The sequence below is a fragment of the Chitinophaga sp. GbtcB8 genome, from assembly GCF_019091455.1.
Lineage (GTDB): Bacteria > Bacteroidota > Bacteroidia > Chitinophagales > Chitinophagaceae > Chitinophaga.
On the sequence record NZ_JAGXJN010000005.1, the window covers coordinates 1 to 19,639 of the forward strand.

General features: G+C 45.6%; 10 protein-coding genes. 4 read left to right on the forward strand and 6 right to left on the reverse strand.

The annotated features are described in order from the left end of the window. Positions 1–68 precede the first annotated feature (68 nt). Positions 69–563: a 2OG-Fe(II) oxygenase gene (locus KVT36_RS07715; protein ID WP_217602914.1), complete on the forward strand. Its 495-nt coding sequence runs from the start codon at positions 69–71 to the stop codon at positions 561–563. Between the two features lie 74 nt (positions 564–637). Next, entirely contained in the window at positions 638–874 is a 237-nt protein-coding gene (locus KVT36_RS07720; RefSeq protein ID WP_217602915.1) for a GlsB/YeaQ/YmgE family stress response membrane protein, read from the forward strand. Positions 875–1,544: 670 nt separating this feature from the next. Here KVT36_RS07720 and KVT36_RS07725 read toward each other — a convergent pair. Genes KVT36_RS07725 through KVT36_RS07730 form a run of 3 tightly spaced genes read right to left on the reverse strand, consistent with a single transcriptional unit; the run spans position 1,545 to position 4,755 of the window. Beyond that, positions 1,545–2,366, reverse strand: a complete 822-nt coding sequence (locus KVT36_RS07725; RefSeq protein WP_217602916.1) for a DUF4249 family protein — start codon at positions 2,364–2,366, stop codon at positions 1,545–1,547. Between the two features lie 16 nt (positions 2,367–2,382). Beyond that, entirely contained in the window at positions 2,383–3,108 is a 726-nt protein-coding gene (locus KVT36_RS33145; protein WP_368670006.1) for a hypothetical protein, read from the reverse strand. Positions 3,109–3,126: 18 nt separating this feature from the next. Beyond that, positions 3,127–4,755: a TonB-dependent receptor gene (locus tag KVT36_RS07730; protein ID WP_368670007.1), complete on the reverse strand. Its 1,629-nt coding sequence runs from the start codon at positions 4,753–4,755 to the stop codon at positions 3,127–3,129. A gap of 498 nt (positions 4,756–5,253) precedes the next feature. Here KVT36_RS07730 and KVT36_RS32645 point away from each other — a divergent pair, with 498 nt between their 5' ends. Both KVT36_RS32645 and KVT36_RS07740 read left to right on the forward strand, forming a co-directional pair. Further along, positions 5,254–6,009, forward strand: a complete 756-nt coding sequence (locus tag KVT36_RS32645) for a sensor histidine kinase (RefSeq protein WP_368670008.1) — start codon at positions 5,254–5,256, stop codon at positions 6,007–6,009. Beyond that, positions 6,006–6,728 (forward strand): LytTR family DNA-binding domain-containing protein, encoded by a 723-nt coding sequence (locus KVT36_RS07740; protein ID WP_217602918.1) that lies wholly within the window; start codon positions 6,006–6,008, stop codon positions 6,726–6,728. Before KVT36_RS32645 ends, KVT36_RS07740 begins: the two co-directional genes overlap by 4 nt. Positions 6,729–6,805: 77 nt before the next feature. On the opposite strand, the gene KVT36_RS07745 is transcribed toward KVT36_RS07740, so the two are convergent. The 3 genes from KVT36_RS07745 to KVT36_RS07755 all read right to left on the reverse strand — a co-directional run bounded on the left by KVT36_RS07745 (position 6,806) and on the right by KVT36_RS07755 (position 19,365). Next, positions 6,806–8,779, reverse strand: a complete 1,974-nt coding sequence (locus tag KVT36_RS07745) for an OmpA family protein (protein ID WP_217602919.1) — start codon at positions 8,777–8,779, stop codon at positions 6,806–6,808. Between the two features lie 18 nt (positions 8,780–8,797). Next, entirely contained in the window at positions 8,798–9,775 is a 978-nt protein-coding gene (locus KVT36_RS07750; RefSeq protein ID WP_217602920.1) for a type IX secretion system membrane protein PorP/SprF, read from the reverse strand. A gap of 92 nt (positions 9,776–9,867) precedes the next feature. Beyond that, positions 9,868–19,365 carry a gliding motility-associated C-terminal domain-containing protein gene (locus KVT36_RS07755; RefSeq protein WP_217602921.1) on the reverse strand — a complete coding sequence of 3,166 codons (9,498 nt, stop codon included), beginning with the start codon at positions 19,363–19,365 and terminating at the stop codon, positions 9,868–9,870. Positions 19,366–19,639: the final 274 nt, after the last annotated feature.

Here is a 19,639-nt window from a genome sequence, read left to right on the forward strand (position 1 = left end):
CCCACACAACTGGACACCTGCATAAAAAGTAGAGCCTCCCTCTTCAAGAAAAAAACATGTACTTGCTCGTGGGGATACATACAGGCAACCAGCTCCGCTCAGCCGGCACGGGAAACGACGTAGCGGTGGTCCATAACAAATTAGTCAGGACTGATATTATTTACTGGCTGGACCGCAAACATAACGACCCTCATGAAAATGCCTTTTTTGACTTGATGGATAGTTTTGTGAAGCATCTGAACAGCACCTGTTACACAGGTATTACCGGCTACGAATTTCATTACACCTTATACGACTTTTACAAGCGGCACCTTGACCAGTTCAGGAGCAACCAAAGCCGCCAGTACTCTATGATCATTTACCTGAATGGAGACTGGCAGGAAACTGACGGCGGGGAATTATGCATCTACCATGCCGGTTACGATCAAAGGGTGACCCCCATAGGTGGTAAAAGTGTTTTCTTCAAAAGCAGTGAGCTGGAACATGAAGTATTGTTCACCAATAAACCAAGGATGAGTATTACTGGCTGGCTGAAGCGGGATGTCGGGCAATATGGCCAATGAGTTGGGGTTTATTCTCCTATTGTAATAACAAAAATTATATAGTATATTTAATTTAAATATTAAAACATCACTTTATGATTTGGACTATTATTATCGGGGGCATAGCCGGCTGGCTGGCCGGGAAATTGATGCGTGGTGAAGGGTTTGGGATAATTGTGGATATTATTGTGGGCGTAATAGGCGGCTGGCTGGGTGGCTGGCTTTTCAGTCAACTTGGCATTCATATAGGCAGCGGTCTGTTAGGCTCACTAATTGTGGCCCTGGTGGGGGCTATCATACTGATCTGGCTTATACGGCTAGTGAAACGATGAGGATGACTGTTTGTTAGGAAAGTATTTTGGGAAACGAAAGCCGAACCGGCGGTCTTGTAACCGGTTCGAATTCTGTACCATAGGGATCCCTGGAAATTTGCAAAACCTGCGCGTGGCGTGGGTTTTGTTTTTTTGTCTAGTGAATGGTCGAGTTCCTTTTGAACAACCTCTTTTTTCTTTTCATACTTTATACAGGTTAACCAGCTTTTACTAATTTACGAATTAAAGCAACAAGCATTTACAAGTTTTTGACGAAACCGGGCAACAAAGTTCATAGATCGTCTGCATCAGGAAGCTTTTTGGAGGGCATTTTGTATATAGTACGCTGTCGCGTTCTATTTCGGAATCACGCTTTTCACTGCACTTGCAAAATCGCCCCAAGTTCAATATACTACCCCGATTCTATTGGCTAAGAGCTATTTAATAGATAATAATTTTCTCAAATCTTCCAATAAAGAGTTCGAACTTTGTACCAACAGGTTCACAGAAAAAGTTCGAGACAGTATCAAAGCCGCATAAATCGCACGATTTACGCGGCTTTCCTGTTTTGAGGCATAAAAGGTAAATCACCCCAAAGTAATCTGGATGGGAACGAAAAAGGTTACATAACCTTTCCTATACTGCTAGTTGATGAGCGCTAAATACATGCAATATCCATGAGCCTGATTAATCATTGTATCATATAATCCTTTACGGCCACTTCCGATAATCTGAAATATCCATAAGCGAAGTTTGCGAAATGGGTCTGATTGATGATATTCCCTCTCACCGAACCTGGTGCTGTTTGAAACGGGCCATTCTGTGCCCCGGATGCCGCTAATAGTTTTCTGAAATAATCATAATATCTCCTGGAAATTCCATACAGCCTGATGTTTATCATGTCTCCGGCCTTCAGGACTTTGTCAGAAAAATATTCCTGCATTAAGTTGCCCTGGCTTTTCCCATCATCTTTGGCTTTATAATCCGGAAACGCTGATACAGGGGATAGAATACGGTGCAGATAGTAATTATCCTCATTGCCATTATCCTGGTAGTAGTATTTGATCTCTACTTCATCACCTCCAAATCCGCCTTTATCATTCTGTTCAATATTATTTTCAATATCCGGCACTTCTATACAGGTTTCGGTTGCGGTATAGATCTCCCCATTTAAAACTACTTTTAATGTATAATTTTCCCCGATAACCGGATGGAAATTGGAGCAGATATATTCTCCTGTACCGGGATTCTCTATAAAACTAAAAACAGTATTCTCCGAATTTGTTATAACAATATCTGCTCCTGAAACTGTTGGAAATGTAGTACTGTAATATCCGGTTGTGGTGGAGAGTTTGATTTTCTGCTCATTGCCGGTTGTACCCTTTACCCAATCAATCGATGCGTCAATTACCAATTCCGGTTCTGCTGTTTCCAGGTCCACCTCCACTACTTTTGTGCAGGACAGGAGAATAAGACAGAATAAAACTACCAGGTATATAAGTATATTTTTCATTTTTATTTTATTAGCATTAAAATCGGAAATTGTAAGCCACGCCCGGAATGATACAAAAAATCGAGATCCTCTTTGCTTCGCTCAACCCTGTTTCCCTGTTTTGCTCAAACATAAGAGATGCGGCATTACTTCTATTGTAAACATTGTAAATACTGAACACCCATTCACCTTTCCACCTCTTTTTGCTGTCAGGTTTTAAGGTGTAGGTTGCCGATAGATCCAAATGATGATAAGCCGGAAGCGAATTAATATTCCGCTCTCCGTAATTTGCGATCCTAATTCCCTGGTACTGATATTTGCCGATGGGATAGGTTGCAGCCTTCCCTGTTTGGTAGGTAAAAATGCCGCCGAAACTCCATTTTTTCGTCAGCTGATAAGCGGCTGTCAGTGAAAGGTTATGCCTTTTATCGTAATTGGAACGATACCATTCGCCGTTGTTAATGCCAGGCTCCTCTGCATTTCTTCCCGGTGTGCGCTGCGCTGCTTTAGAAAGTGTATACGAAAGCCAGCCTGTAAGCTTTCCGGTATTTTTCTTCAGCATCAGCTCTAGTCCGTAAGCCCTTGCCTCCCCGTTTAGCATTACCTGTTCTATGGCTTTTTGGGCAATCAATTCGGCGCCGTCAATGTAATCTGCTTTGTTTTTAATTTTCTTGTAAAAAACTTCTGTTTCCAAAGAATATTTCCCATTGCTGAAATCTCTGAAATAGCCCAATGCAACCTGGTCAAGGATTTCGGGTTTCAAATTTTGGTCGCCCGGAGATCAGATTTCGAGTGGAGAGACGGAAGCTGTGTTGGAAATTAAATGGATATACTGGCTCATCCGGTTATAACTGGCCTTAACAGACTGGTCGTCATTTATGGAATAAGAAACTGCCAACCGTGGCTCTAAATTTCCAAAACCAATAATTTTTTTGTTCTTATTGTAATGTGTTATGCTCGTGGGCGTTCCTTGCTCATAAATTTGTAACTCAGGATTGAAGATCACTGCCTGATCATTGGCATACTTATTTATATTCTGTTGCCCCAGGCGTTGAAAATTGCTGTATCGCAGTCCATAGGTCACGGATATTTTATCCGTGAGCTTTTGCTCTGCACTGATATACAATGCATTTTCCCAGGCATATTTTTTTTCAATTTGGTCAGCATTGATAGACGAGGTAGAATCCATAGGTTTTATTGTGCCGGGATTGAATTGGTAGTAGATGGAATTAACGCCATAATTCAAAACCAGCTTATCAGACAGATGATGGTTGAAATCGTATTTAAAATTATAATTACGGATGTCCGATACCCAATCAATGCCAACATATTTTATCTTCAGGCCATAATCGTACTTACTGTAAATGACCGATGCATTGGAAAAAAAATTCTCGGAAAAGATATGATTCCAACGAAGATTAAGGAATGAGTTCCCATAATTGTTGCTGAAAAAATTGCTGAAATCCATTTTATCCTTGCCGGAATATCCTGAAAGGAAAAGCCTGTTATTGTCATTGACCTTATAATTCAGCTTAGCATTCAAATCGTAAAAAGAAACAGCATTGGGATTGTCAGCCAGCTTCAGAAACAAATGAGCATAAGAAGTACGGCCAGCAACTACGAACGAGCTTTTATCCTTTACAATCGGGCCTTCTGCCAACAATCTGCTCGAAACCGCCCCTATACCACCCGTTACGTGATATACTTTGTTGTTCCCTTCCTTTTGATAAATATCCAAAACGGAGGAAGTACGCCCGCCGAAATTAGCAGGTATTCCGCCTTTATACAGTTTCAGATCTTTAATCACATCCGCATTAAAAACAGAGAAAAAGCCGAACAGGTGTGAAGTATTGTATACAACGGCTTCATCTAACAATATCAAATTGCCGTCAACCGAACCGCCCCTGACGTTAAAACCTGTTGCTCCTTCCTGTGCAGTGGAAACTCCCGGAAGCTGCAGAATAGCTTTCAAAATATCAACCTCGCCCATAACTGCCGGCATCTTTTTAATGGTGGAAATAGTGAGTTTATTTACACTCATTTCCGGTTTTCGGATGTTGCCTGCTGAACGATTATATTTTATCACTACTTCATTTAAAGTTTTGCTTTTTTCAAGCATGGAAAAATCTTTCCTGATGTTTTCTGTCAGAGAGATCTGTTCCTCAATATTCTCAAATCCTATACAGCTGATAACGATTGTATATGCTCCCTTAGACAGGGTGACAGCATAAAAGCCATACGCATTGGTAATTGTTGAAACTTTTGCTTCAGGAATGAAAATGCTTGCGCCGGTTATTGTTTCAGTGTTTGTTTTCATGGTGATTATTCCACTCAATGTGACCTTCCCTTGTGACCAGGCCCCGAATGAAATGGTTATAAACAGCAGTGTACAAATGATCTTGTATCTCATCTTTTAAAAGTCGATTTAACAATTGTAGATTGGACACAAAACTATCCATTTGGGCAACCGCCTTTTTCTAATTATACCAAAAGCGGTATCTTTTATAGGAAAGTATGCCGGGACACTACGAAATATATATCCTGCTTTATGCGTTTTTATAATACTTCCCGCTTTCGTATAAAAAGCCCACACTTTCGTATAAAAGCAGATCAGAGCATAGCTTTAAATGTTAAGTTTGTTCTTACAATTTTATAAATGAATGATTTTACCCATCAGCAGCCTATTAGCGAAAACGTGCTTTTTCGTTTCCTGATCTCACCTGACCGCAGAATACTACGGCATCTGCTGCTCATTGCTTTTATAGGTGCTGTGCTGTACAACAGCAGCTCCGTAATTGCCAACCCGGTAACGGTATTTGTATATTTTATTATATTGTTCTATGTAAATATGTATGTGCTGGTGCCCAGGTTTTTGTTCAGGAACAGAAATATTGCATACTGCTTATCTGTGATCAGCATCGTTGTTGTAGTGGCTATTTATGGTTATTTTTTCAATCCTTTTAATAAAGAAAATGGGGTGAATATCCCACTTTTCTCCTTCCTTACCGCGCTGCTGTTAGCGGCTTCATCTTCCATAAAACTGTTTCAGAAAGGAATGATGGACAAGCAATTGATCTACGAGCTGGAACAGTCGAAAATTTATGCAGAACTGGAACAATTGAAAAACCAGATCAACCCGCATTTTTTGTTTAATATGCTAAACAATGCCAATGTTCTAACGAAGAAAGACCCTGATAAAGCCTCGCAGGTTTTAATGAAGCTGAGCGATCTGCTTCGCTACCAACTTTATGACAGTGCAAGAGATAAGGTGTTGTTGACTTCGGACATTCATTTCTTAGAAGATCTTTTAAATCTGGAAAAAGTAAGGCGGGATAGTTTTGATTTTCTAATTTCAAAAGAGGGAGATCTGAGCGGTGTGCAAATTCCTCCGTTGCTGTTCATTCCGTTTGTGGAAAATGCTGTGAAGCACAACAATGATGCAACAAAACCATCTTATGTAAACCTGTATTTCGATGTCAGGAACGATGAGCTTTTCTTTAAATGCATCAACTCCAAGCCTATGCTTAAATCCGTTAATGATACAGGCGGATTGGGGTTGATAAATATTAAACGAAGACTGGAACTTTTGTTCCCGGCAACACATCGTTTAAATATAGAAGATGACTCAGAAAGGTATTGCGTAACCTTAATAATAAAACTATGAACTGTATTATTATAGATGACGAACCATTGGCAAGGGAAGCCATAGAGATATTGATTAACCAAACTGATGGTTTAAATTTAATCGGTTCGTTCAACAGCCCTGAAACCGCCACAAATTTTATAGAAAGCAATACAGTTGAATTAATCTTTCTTGACATACAAATGCCGGGAATTAACGGAATTGAATTTGCCCGGTCCATTCCGAAAGAAACATTTGTGATCTTTACAACTGCCTATTCTGAATTTGCTACCGACAGCTACGAAGTAGATGCGATTGACTACCTGATAAAACCCGTAAAATCAGCGCGTTTTCAAAAGGCTGTTGAAAAAGCCCACACCTACTCCAAATTATTCAAGGCGGATTACGCTAATAACAATATCGAACAGGTAGCAGACGACTTTTTCTTTGTGAAAGCAGACCGGAGAATTTTTAAAGTCTATTTCAATAACATACTTTTTATTCAGGCTTTAAAAGATTATGTCGTGATGCACAGCGAAAATCAGAAAGTAATTGCGGCGATGAATATCAAAACCATCTACGATCAATTACCAAAAGACATGTTTGTGAGAGTAAGTAAATCCTATGTCATCAACGTTAAGCATATTGGTTCTGTGGATAATAACACGGTGTACATAGGTACAAACGAAATCCCTATCGGAAATATTTACAGGGATTTCTTTTTCAGCGAATTTGTAACAAAAAAGATTATGGGCAGGTAATTTACGCGTTGTTTATTATCAAAAAAAAGAGGAGCCTCGAAAAGAAGCTCCTCATCACCAAGGTATTCACCGTTCTGTTACTTATCCAATACTGTAAATGCGGTCCTGCGGTTTGCCTGGTGCTCTGCTTCCGAACAGGGCACATTATCAGCGCAGCGGTTCACCAGTTTTGATTCACCGTAACCTTTCGCTGTGAGCCTTTCTTTGTCAATACCCTTTGATACCAGGTAATTTACTACAGATGCTGCACGCCGCTGCGACAGCTTCATATTATAGCTGCTGCTGCCCCTTGCATCTGTGTGTGAAGAGATCTCCATCTTCCATGTGGGGTTGTCCTTCAGTAGTTTTATGAGCCTTTCCAGTTCTGCAACGGCATCCGTCCGGATGTCGGATTTATCCAGATCAAAATAGATAGCCTGCAGTACAACAGGTTTGTTCAGCACTACCTGCTCCATATAGATATCATGACGAAGACTGTTGACAGACAGGCCGGTTGTTGTTACGTTTATGGCTGTTTCCGCAGAGAAGCCGGTCTTTACAACACTCAATTTATAGGAGGATGCGGTATCCAGCGTAAACTGGTATTCACCAGCGCTATCTGTTATAACTTTCTGTGGTGCGCCTGTCTGGTTATTATCCAGCGTCACTACCACACCGGCCAACGGCGTATTGGTATGCTTGTCCAGTACTTTTCCGGATAAGCGGAATAGAGCTATCCTGGCGGCATTGAACCGGTAAATGTCATCGCTGCCCTGGCCACCAAACCTGTTTGAAGAAAAATAGAATACAGTATTGTCAAAAGCAGGAGCAAAATCGTCCTGCGCACTGTTGACAGGGCTGCCCATATTTACCACTTGCCAGGCATCGTTTTCGCCGGTCCTGCCGGCCCTGTATAAATCCAACCCGCCCATTCCGGGGCGGCCATCAGAAGCAAAATAGAATATGCCATTCCCATCAAGGGCGGGCGTGCGCTCGTTACCTGATGTGTTGATACCGGGGCCCATATTTACCGGGGTCTGCCACTTTCCTGCTTCATCCATCTGGCTGTAGTAGATATCTGTTCCACCATAACCTTTATCTCCATAGTCAGCGGCAAAATAAAGTGTTTTGCCATCAGGAGTGATACAGGGGTCACCAACTGAGTAGTTGAATATCCCGTTATAAGGGAACAACGCTGTCTGCTTCCATACCTGCTTAACGGTATCCCACCGCTGTTCTATGATCTCAACATTTAATGTATAGGGTTCATCCTTTCCCAAAAAGCTTCCTCTTTTTCGCAAAAGTTCGGTCACCGCATAGTAGAATCTTTTTTCATTAACTGTATAACTGGCGCTGGCGCTGTGATAGTAACCATTAATATCACGCCCCATTAACCGGGTACTGCTGGTGTCCTTACCATTACCTTCGTAAAGATGAAGATAGCTCTTACCGGTCCAGCCATAATATCTTTTACTGATATGGGATGTGCCTGTTAATGTTTTACGATGCAGAGAGTCTGTAGGACGATCAGAAGCAAATATGATCCTGCCGTCAATGAATGCAGTGCTCCAGTCGGACCAGGAGCTGTTCAGCGCCTGCACATTCTCCAGGCGGCCTTTTACCGGGGCGGCCAGCCATTTTATTGCGCTGTCACATCCTTTACGCATGTTTCCCGCAATGCCGTTTCCGTCCCCTTTCTGGAGAAAACTGTCCAGCACCGTTTTTGCTTCGGCATACTTGCTGTTGTTCATTAGTACCTCTGCATAGTGCAACTCGTCTGTTGCTGTATGTCCTGATATCTGCATCAGCTTTTCATACCAGGATTCAGCAAAGACGTATTCGTTGATATACCGGTACCCCTCCGCCGCGCCGCGTGCAGCTTCAGCGGTTACTCTCTTTTTGTATGCCTTTTCATACAGGGGAATAGCGCGGGCATAATTATACAGCTCTGCCTGATCCTCTGCCCTTTTCTTCACATACTGGCCATGGGCGGTTCCTGTTACGGCTATGGCCAAACCAGCAGCCGCTATTATATTGAACAGTGTAGGGAAATTAAATTTTCTTTTATCCATCTTGATTGGCTAATAGTTCTAAAAATACCTCGGGGACAACATTCTTGCCTTGCGGCTATTGAAGAAATAACTCAATGATACCTCATGGGTGGTGTAACTGGTGGCGCCCGTTCCGTTCACGGTCTGGTCGTAGGCATATCCTATGCGTAGCTTGCTGTTAACAAACACTTCTGCCATACCTACAATGGCCCCTGCCTTTTTAACTGAGTTATCGATATTGTCCTTATTTAATATGGCTGTACGGTATGAGCCACCCAGCCATATCCGCTGGCTTAACAGGAAGAAAGCACCGACATCAAGACTTGTAGGCCCTGAAAAATCCTCCTTTACCAGCAACGACGGCTTCAGTAACACGTCCTCAGATAATGGCACAAGCCCGCCGAATGTAAAATACATGTGAGGTTTCAATGGTAGGTAGGTTTTAAGCCCGTCTGATTTCTGAAATGAGTTCGTTATCAGGTTATCTGCTGACAGGCCTGCGTACAGGCGTTCGCTGTTATAATAAATCCCTACCCTGGCATCCGGCATAAACGCTGTTTTCTTTGCGTTCATCAACAATGCATCGTTCTGGGTGGCGGGGTTAAGCGCTTCCATATCCAGTTTTTGCTGTACAAATCCGGCGCCTATGCCCAAAGCAAGCGTTCTTTCTCCTGTTTCATCAATGGGGATACGATAGGCATAGCTCCCATACATTGCAGTATTATTCTGTGCACCCAGTTTATCGTTCACCACCTGGATGCCCAGCCCTATACGCCCCTCATTTACCGTTCCATCGGCTGCAACGGAGAAAGTTTTAGGAGCGCCGGGAAATCCGGCCCATTGGGAACGATAGAATACATTTACATTCCATTGCTCGCGGTAACCGGCATAGGCTGGATTGATGTATAAGCTGTTAAACATATACTGGCTAAATTGAACGTCCTGCTGTGCAAATGCAGATAAACAGGAAAATGTGCCCCCCAGTAAGAAAAAAATCTTTGTAAATATTTTGTTCATATTCTCATTTTTGCTGTAAAAGAACCGTATCAGCTTGCGAAAACATCTTTAAACCCGGCCACCGTGCTCCCGGCAGCCGGGGTCACCGCATGTTAGCGCAGCAGCATGATATAACCATTATATGTTTTCCACTGTCCACCGGTTTCCTGCACTTTCAACGTATAATAGTAAGTGCCTGCATTCAAGCCTTTACCTTCCCAGTCGCCCTGGTAGTTTCTGCTTCGGTAGAGCATATTATTCCAACGGTTGAAAATGATAATTTCATGTTGCGTATACTTTTCCAGTCCTTTTATTACAAATCTGTCATTATTGCCATCGCCATTCGGTGTTATTACATTGGGTATCTCAAGGTCATTAGGCACTACTGAAAGTTTTACAGTAGCGGTATTGCTCCAGTTGCCTGCTTCATCCTGCACCCTATAGGTGAATGTATCTTCTCCGTAGTATCCCGGATCGGGTGTATAAACGATCGTGCCGTCTGCATTGATCTTTACAGTGCCATGCGCGGGTGGTGTTATCAGCTCTATTGTGGATGGAACGATTGGGCTTGGAGTGGCGCCATTGCCTGGTTTATCGTTATCCAGCACAGATATGGTCACGGTATTACCGGTTTTACCTTCGATTACATCGTCTGTTGCCACCGGAGGAGAAGTAACCGTTACCGGTGTGATTGCCGGGGTAGCGCAAGCAGGGCATGCTGGTACCGGATCAGGTGTTGCGCTGGTAACAGTTACTGTGTTACTCAGGGGATCCTTGAAATCAACTGGTGTGCGGACGGTTACTGTGTAAGCAACGGCTGCTCCGTTGGGAAGGGTGGCGATTGTCTCATTCAGGTTACCAGTACCGCTGGTATTGGGCAAGGTTACCGTACCAGTAGTTACAGCAGCGGTCCAGCTGCTTATAGTGGTACCAGCAGGAGCATTATCCAGCACTTTTACGGTCGTTGCATCACTTGGTCCATTGTTGGTTACCGTGATAGTATAGATCACATCATCACCCGGCAGGAACGTTGTTTGTCCTGCATCCTGCGTCTTCTTCACCGTTACTATATCTGCACTTGATACCACCGGAGAAAGCGGTGCCGTGGTGCAGCTGTTACAAGCAGGAACCGGGTCAGGCGTTGTACTGGTTACGGTAGCTGTGTTAACCAGGCTGCTGTTATAATTGGATGGGATATCAACCGTTACCGTATAAGTTACTACGGCGCCATTGGGCAATGTTGCAATTATTTCATTCAGGTTACCAGTACCACTGGTGGTAGGCAGGGTTACCGTACCGGTAGTTACAGCGGCGGTCCAGCTGCTGATAGTAGTGCCCGCAGGAGCGTTATCTATTATATTCACATCGGCCGCATCACTGGGTCCGTTGTTGGTTACGGTAATAGTATAAGTTACACTTTGGCCAGGTACATAGTCTGTTGCACTGGTGCTCTTCACTGTTACAAGATCTGCTTTAGATGCTGCAGATAACGGCGGTGTAGTACAACCCGTACAAGCAGGAACCGGATCAGGCGTTGTACTGGTAACACTAGCTGTGTTAACCAGGCTACTGTTATAACCAGATGGAATATTAACCGTTACACTATAAGTAACTACGGCGCCGTTAGGCAATGTTGCGATCGTTTCATTCAGGTTGCCCGTACCGCTGGTGGCGGGCAGCGTTACTGTACCGGTAGTTACTGCAGCGGTCCAGCTGCTGATGGTAGTGCCCGCAGGAGCGTTATCCAGCACTTTTACAGTCGTTGCATCACTTGGTCCATTGTTGGTCACCGTGATGGTATAAATCACGCTTTGGCCAGGTACATAATCTGTTGCACTGGTGCTCTTCACTGTTACAATGTCTGCTTTAGATGCAGCAGATAACGGCGGTGTAGTACAACCCGTACAAGCAGGTACCGGATCTGGTGTTGTACTGGTTACGGTAGCTGTATTAACTAGGTTGTTGTTATAATTGGATGGGATAGCAACTGTCACAGTATAAGTTACTACTGCGCCATTAGGAAGCGTTGCGATTATTTCATTTAAATCACCCGTACCACTGGGGCTAGGCAGGCTTACGGTGCCGGTAGTTACCGCAGCGGTCCAGCTGCTGATGGTGGTACCCGCAGGAGCGTTATCAATTATATTCACATCGGCCGCATCACTAGGCCCGTTGTTGGTCACCGTGATAGTATAAGTCACACTTTGACCAGGCACATAGTCTGTTGCACTGGTGCTCTTCACTGTTACAAGATCTGCCTTAGGTGCTGCAGATAACGGCGGTGTAGTACAACCCGTACAAGCAGGTACCGGATCAGGCGTTGTACTGGTTACGGTAGCGGTGTTAACCAGGTTGCTGTTATAATTGGATGGGATAGCAACTGTCACAGTATAAGTTACTACTGCGCCATTAGGTAATGTTGCTATCGTTTCATTTAAATCACCAGTACCGCTGGTAGTGGGCAGGGTTACCGTACCGGTGGTTACTGCAGCAGTCCAGCTGCTGATAGTAGTGCCCGCAGGAGCGTTATCTATTATATTCACATCGGCCGCATCACTGGGTCCGTTGTTGGTTACGGTAATAGTATAAGTCACACTTTGACCAGGCACATAGTCTGTTGCACTGGTGCTCTTCACTGTCACAAGATCTGCCTTAGGTGCTGCAGATAATGGCGGTGTGGTACAACCCGTACAAGCAGGTACCGGATCAGGTGTTGTACTGGTTACGGTAGCTGTATTAACTAGGTTGTTGTTATAATCAGATGGAACAGCAACCGTTACTGTATAAGTTACTACTGCGCCATTAGGAAGCGTTGCGATTATTTCATTTAAATCACCCGTACCGCTGGGGGTGGGCAGGCTTACGGTGCCGGTAGTTACAACCGCTGTCCAGCTGCTGATGGTAGTACCCGCAGGAGCGTTATCTATTATATTCACATCGGCCGCATCACTAGGCCCGTTGTTGGTCACCGTGATAGTATAAGTCACACTTTGACCAGGCACATAGTCTGTTGCACTGGTACTCTTCACTGTTACAAGATCTGCTTTAGATGAAGCAGATAATGGCGGTGTGGTACAACCTGTACAAGCAGGTACCGGATCAGGCGTTGTACTGGTTACGGTAGCGGTGTTAACCAGGTTGCTGTTATAATTGGATGGGATATCAACTGTCACAGTATAAGTTACTACTGCGCCATTGGGCAATGTTGCAATTATTTCATTCAGGTTACCAGTACCACTGGGGCTGGGCAGGCTTACGGTGCCGGTAGTTACAGCGGCGGTCCAGCTGCTGATGGTGGTACCCGCAGGAGCGTTATCAATTATATTCACATCGGCCGCATCACTAGGCCCGTTGTTGGTCACCGTGATAGTATAAGTCACACTTTGACCAGGCACATAGTCTGTTGCACTGGTACTCTTCACTGTTACAATATCTGCTTTAGATGAAGCAGATAATGGCGGTGTGGTACAACCTGTACAAGCAGGTACCGGATCAGGTGTTGTACTGGTTACGGTAGCGGTGTTAACCAGGTTGCTGTTATAATTGGATGGGATAGCAACTGTCACAGTATAAGTTACTACTGCGCCATTAGGTAATGTTGCTATCGTTTCATTTAAATCACCAGTACCGCTGGTAGTGGGCAGGGTTACCGTACCGGTGGTTACTGCAGCAGTCCAGCTACTGATGTTAGTACCGGCGGGAGCTGCATCCTGCACATTTACATTGGCCGCATCACTGGGACCGTTGTTGGTCACGGTAATAGTATAAGTCACACTTTGACCAGGCACATAGTCTGTTGCACTGGTGCTCTTCACTGTTACAAGATCTGCCTTAGGTGCTGCAGATAACGGCGGTGTAGTACAACCCGTACAAGCAGGTACCGGATCAGGCGTTGTACTGGTTACGGTAGCGGTGTTAACCAGGTTGCTGTTATAATTGGATGGGATAGCAACTGTCACAGTATAAGTTACTACTGCGCCATTAGGTAATGTTGCTATCGTTTCATTTAAATCACCCGTACCACTGGGGCTAGGCAGGCTTACGGTGCCGGTAGTTACCGCAGCGGTCCAGCTGCTGATGGTGGTACCCGCAGGAGCGTTATCTATTATATTCACATCGGCCGCATCACTGGGTCCGTTGTTGGTTACGGTAATAGTATAAGTCACACTTTGACCAGGCACATAGTCTGTTGCACTGGTGCTCTTCACTGTCACAAGATCTGCCTTAGGTGCTGCAGATAATGGCGGTGTGGTACAACCCGTACAAGCAGGTACCGGATCAGGTGTTGTACTGGTTACGGTAGCTGTATTAACCAGGTTGTTGTTATAATCAGATGGAACAGCAACCGTTACTGTATAAGTTACTACTGCGCCATTAGGAAGCGTTGCGATTATTTCATTTAAATCACCCGTACCGCTGGGGGTGGGCAGGCTTACGGTGCCGGTAGTTACAACCGCTGTCCAGCTGCTGATGGTAGTACCGGCGGGAGCGTTATCTATTATATTCACATCGGCCGCATCACTGGGTCCGTTGTTGGTCACCGTGATAGTATAAGTCACACTTTGACCAGGCACATAGTCTGTTGCACTGGTGCTCTTCACTGTTACAAGATCTGCCTTAGGTGCTGCAGATAACGGCGGTGTAGTACAACCCGTACAAGCAGGTACCGGATCAGGCGTTGTACTGGTTACGGTAGCGGTGTTAACCAGGTTGCTGTTATAATCAGATGGAACATCAACCGTTACCGTATAAGTTACTACGGCGCCATTGGGCAATGTTGCAATTATTTCATTCAGGTTACCCGTACCACTGGGGCTGGGCAGGCTTACGGTGCCGGTAGTTACTGCAGCGGTCCAGCTGCTGATGGTGGTACCCGCAGGAGCGTTATCTATTATATTCACATCGGCCGCATCACTAGGCCCGTTGTTGGTTACCGTGATGGTATAAGTCACACTTTGACCAGGCACATAGTCTGTTGCACTGGTACTCTTCACTGTTACAATATCTGCTTTAGATGAAGCAGATAATGGCGGTGTGGTACAACCTGTACAAGCAGGTACCGGATCAGGCGTTGTACTGGTTACGGTAGCGGTGTTAACCAGGTTGCTGTTATAATTGGATGGGATATCAACTGTCACAGTATAAGTTACTACTGCGCCATTAGGTAATGTTGCTATCGTTTCATTTAAATCACCCGTACCGCTGGGGGTGGGCAGGCTTACGGTGCCGGTAGTTACAACCGCTGTCCAGCTGCTGATGGTAGTACCGGCGGGAGCGTTATCTATTATATTCACATCGGCCGCATCACTGGGTCCGTTGTTGGTTACGGTAATAGTATAAGTCACACTTTGACCAGGCACATAGTCTGTTGCACTGGTGCTCTTCACTGTCACAAGATCTGCCTTAGGTGCTGCAGATAATGGCGGTGTGGTACAACCCGTACAAGCAGGTACCGGATCAGGTGTTGTACTGGTTACGGTAGCGGTATTAACCAGGTTGTTGTTATAATCAGATGGAACAGCAACCGTTACTGTATAAGTTACTACTGCGCCATTAGGAAGCGTTGCGATTATTTCATTTAAATCACCCGTACCGCTGGGGGTGGGCAGGCTTACGGTGCCGGTAGTTACAACCGCTGTCCAGCTGCTGATGGTAGTACCGGCGGGAGCGTTATCTATTATATTCACATCGGCCGCATCACTGGGTCCGTTGTTGGTTACGGTAATAGTATAAGTCACACTTTGACCAGGCACATAGTCTGTTGCACTGGTGCTCTTCACTGTTACAAGATCTGCCTTAGGTGCTGCAGATAACGGCGGTGTAGTACAACCCGTACAAGCAGGTACCGGATCAGGCGTTGTACTGGTTACGGTAGCGGTGTTAACCAGGTTGCTGTTATAATCAGATGGAACAGCAACCGTTACCGTATAAGTTACTACGGCGCCATTGGGCAATGTTGCAATTATTTCATTCAGGTTACCAGTACCACTGGGGCTGGGCAGGCTTACGGTACCGGTAGTTACTGCAGCGGTCCAGCTGCTGATGGTGGTACCCGCAGGAGCGTTATCAATTATATTCACATCGGCCGCATCACTAGGCCCGTTGTTGGTCACCGTGATGGTATAAGTCACACTTTGACCAGGTACATACTCTGTTGCACTGGTACTCTTCACTGTCACAAGATCTGCCTTAGGCGCTGCAGATAACGGCGGTGTGGTACAACCCGTACAAGCAGGAGCCGGATCAGGTGTTGTACTGGTTACGGTAGCGGTGTTAACCAGGTTGCTGTTATAATTGGATGGGATAGCAACTGTCACAGTATAAGTTACTACTGCGCCATTAGGTAATGTTGCTATCGTTTCATTTAAATCACCCGTACCACTGGTAGTGGGCAGCGTTACCGTACCGGTAGTTACAGCGGCGGTCCAGCTGCTGATAGTGGTGCCCGCAGGAGCGTTATCAATTATATTCACATCGGCCGCATCACTGGGTCCGTTGTTAGTTACGGTAATAGTATAAGTCACACTTTGACCAGGCACATAGTCTGTTGCACTGGTGCTCTTCACTGTCACAATATCTGCCTTAGGTGCTGCAGATAATGGCGGTGTGGTACAACCCGTACAAGCAGGTACCGGATCAGGTGTTGTACTGGTTACGGTAGCTGTATTAACCAGGTTGTTGTTATAATCAGATGGAACAGCAACCGTTACTGTATAAGTAACTACAGCGCCATTAGGCAATGTTGCAATTATTTCATTCAGGTTACCAGTACCACTGGGGCTGGGCAGGGTTACGGTACCGGTAGTTACAACAGCGGTCCAGCTGCTGATAGTGGTACCAGCAGGAGCTGCATCAACTATATTCACGTTAGCTGCATCACTGGGACCGTTGTTGGTTACGGCGATGGTATAAGTCACACTTTGACCTGGCACATAGTCTGTTGCACTGGTGCTCTTCACTGTTACAAGATCTGCTTTAGGTGCTGCAGATAATGGCGGTGTGGTACAACCCGTACAAGCCGGAACCGGATCAGGTGTTGTACCGGTAACACTAGCGGTGTTAACCAGGCTGCTGTTATAATCAGATGGAACATCAACCGTTACAGTATAAGTTATTACGGCACCATTAGGAAGTGTTGCAATTATTTCATTTAAATCACCCGTACCGCTGGGGGTGGGCAGGCTTACGGTGCCGGTAGTTACAACCGCTGTCCAGGCACTGATGGTAGTACCCGCAGGAGCGTTATCAATTATATTCACATCGGCCGCATCACTGGGTCCGTTGTTGGTTACGGTAATAGTATAAGTCACACTTTGGCCAGGTACATAGTCTGTTGCACTGGTGCTTTTCACTGTTACAAGATCTGCCTTAGGTGCTGCAGATAACGGCGGTGTAGTACAACCTGTACAAGCAGGTACCGGATCAGGTGTTGTACTGGTTATGGTAGCTGTGTTAACCAGATTGCTGTTATAATCAGACGGAACATCAACCGTTACCGTATAAGTTACTACGGCGCCATTAGGAAGTGTTGCAATTATTTCATTCAGGTTACCAGTACCACTAGTAGTAGGCAGGGTTACTATGCCGGTAGTTACAACCGCTGTCCAGCCACTGATGGTAGTGCCCGCAGGAGCGTTGTCAATTATATTCACATCGGCCGCATCACTGGGACCGTTGTTGGTTACGGTAATATTATAGGTCACGCTGTTACCGGGCACATAATTCGTAGCAGCCGTGCTTTTGACAGTAACTATGTCGGCGCTGGCAGTAACCGAAACTGAAGAATTATATTTTATATTATTACATGACTCTGTCCCGGTACCGTTTTCACACTCAATATGAGGATCCGTAGGGGGAACAGCAGCATCCGGATTAGTGGCGTCGGGGTCAGTTACATCATTGGGACGCATGATACTGGCCTCCATGTTCAACGAACCTCCTGCCAGTGATGCCCCCGGCGTACCGGTGATGCCAAAAGTGATCAGACATCCGTTGGGCAGATCCAGCAGTGCAGTATAGTTTCCGCTGGCATCTATTGCAGCGCTGTTAACAGCGCCACAGCTGGTGGTTATTGTGATATCTGACAGACTGGCAATAGTAAAACCGGCAGGCACCTTAAACATGAACGGCGCGCCGGTTACATCACTCGGGCCATTGTTAACTACCGGAATGTTATAGGTAATGGACTGCCCTGCTGCTACCTGTGTAACCGGAGATGAGGGAGTGACAGATTGCACTGCCAGATCAGCCCGTCTAATATTGAGAGTTGTATTAGTAGATGCCACGTCTCCCAGCACATATGTCCAGGTATCCATCGTCTTTCCATCCCCATAACCGGGAGAGCCACCACTCCATTTATGGCCGTTGGTGTTGCTGGATATACCACTGCCGGTATTACCGTTGAATTTGGGGTTGGGTACGCCGGTGGCAGTAGGCAGATTGGTGTCATCCCAAAACACAAAATCACTCTTCACTGTGCCGTCGTCATTCAGCTGTTCAATGACAATACCATTGACATTGTTCTCCACATCCATAAACGGGAAATGTACTTCTGCACCCTGCAGCTGTATGTTAGCCGTAATGCTAGCGGTTCCCAGGGAAGGAGCTACGCCTGCGCCGTCCTGACCATCCCAGTATACGACATTGCTGCCGGCTGTAGCTGAGCCGGTCATCGTTCTTGTTACAAAACTACCTGATCCGATTAAAGAGATCCGGTAAGTACCGGCCACACTCGCATTGAATTTAATATTAGCTCCTTTACTACTTACCTGTCCCGGCGTTCCTTCCACTCCTTCTATGACAATACTGTTTACTGCCGGTGCTATTTTGGGTACTTTCAGCCAGGTGCTGCTTCCGCCGGGTAATGGCGCTGAAGCCGGCAATCCGGCATCCGGCAATGCGTAAAATATCTTTTGTGTGATGGTCTGCGCCCCATCCGGTGTTGTGGGGTTCCACATCGTTACACCGGTTGTTCCATTAAAGCTTTGGTAAGTTGGCAGGGCGGCATCGCTGCTACCGTTGGTGATGCCTTTGTTGTTAACAAAAAAAACGAAACCGGCACCAGCCTGCCCGTTATTGTTTACTTTATATGTATAACCATCATTAGTCTGCACATACAGTTTACCGTAGTAGTTCCCATTATTTACAAACATATCCATCACATTCGCATATACTCTACCAGGGACAATTGTGCCGGCATTGCTCACCGATACATCCCAGGCGGCAATTGCACTGCTGGGGTTAGGTTGTGACCAGGCAGCATCTGCCAAAGTAGTGGCAGCACCAGTATAAGAAACCGTTGAGGGATCTCCTGTTGGCAAAAAATCTATTCTCCAAAGGCCGCCCTGACCGGCGCCGGCTACCTGTGTAAAAGGCGTATATCCCACAAAGGGGCCTGACAGCTCGCCTGCGCGATTCACGATCTGCCCTACTGTAGCAGAACCGACCGTAGTCGTATATACGGTACCGTCAGGGGCGGTCAACCGGATCTGCCCGTTGCCGCGGCCCTGCGCGCTGGAAGCTGCAGCGATCGTCTCCCCTGCATTAACATAGGCATAATGAGTGCCTAATGACGGAAAAACCCACGAAACGTGGGTAACGCTGGCACTCATGAGGAAAGCCCTATGGCCGGTTGCACCGCTTGGGTACAAGTCCTTTGAGCCCTCTGCGCGGCTGTTCAGGCATAGGAATAACAAGAAGGAACAGGAAACGAAAAAGATTCTGTAAAGTTGCCTCATAGGTAGCTGTCTAAAATATTGCGGTATTTTTGGGCGCTTCAAAGGGATATGGTGCAAAGGAGAAAGCAATAATATGACGCCTGTTGCCACAGGCTATTTCATAGGACAGTCATGATATTACCTATTTGCTTTTTTTCTGATGTGGCAA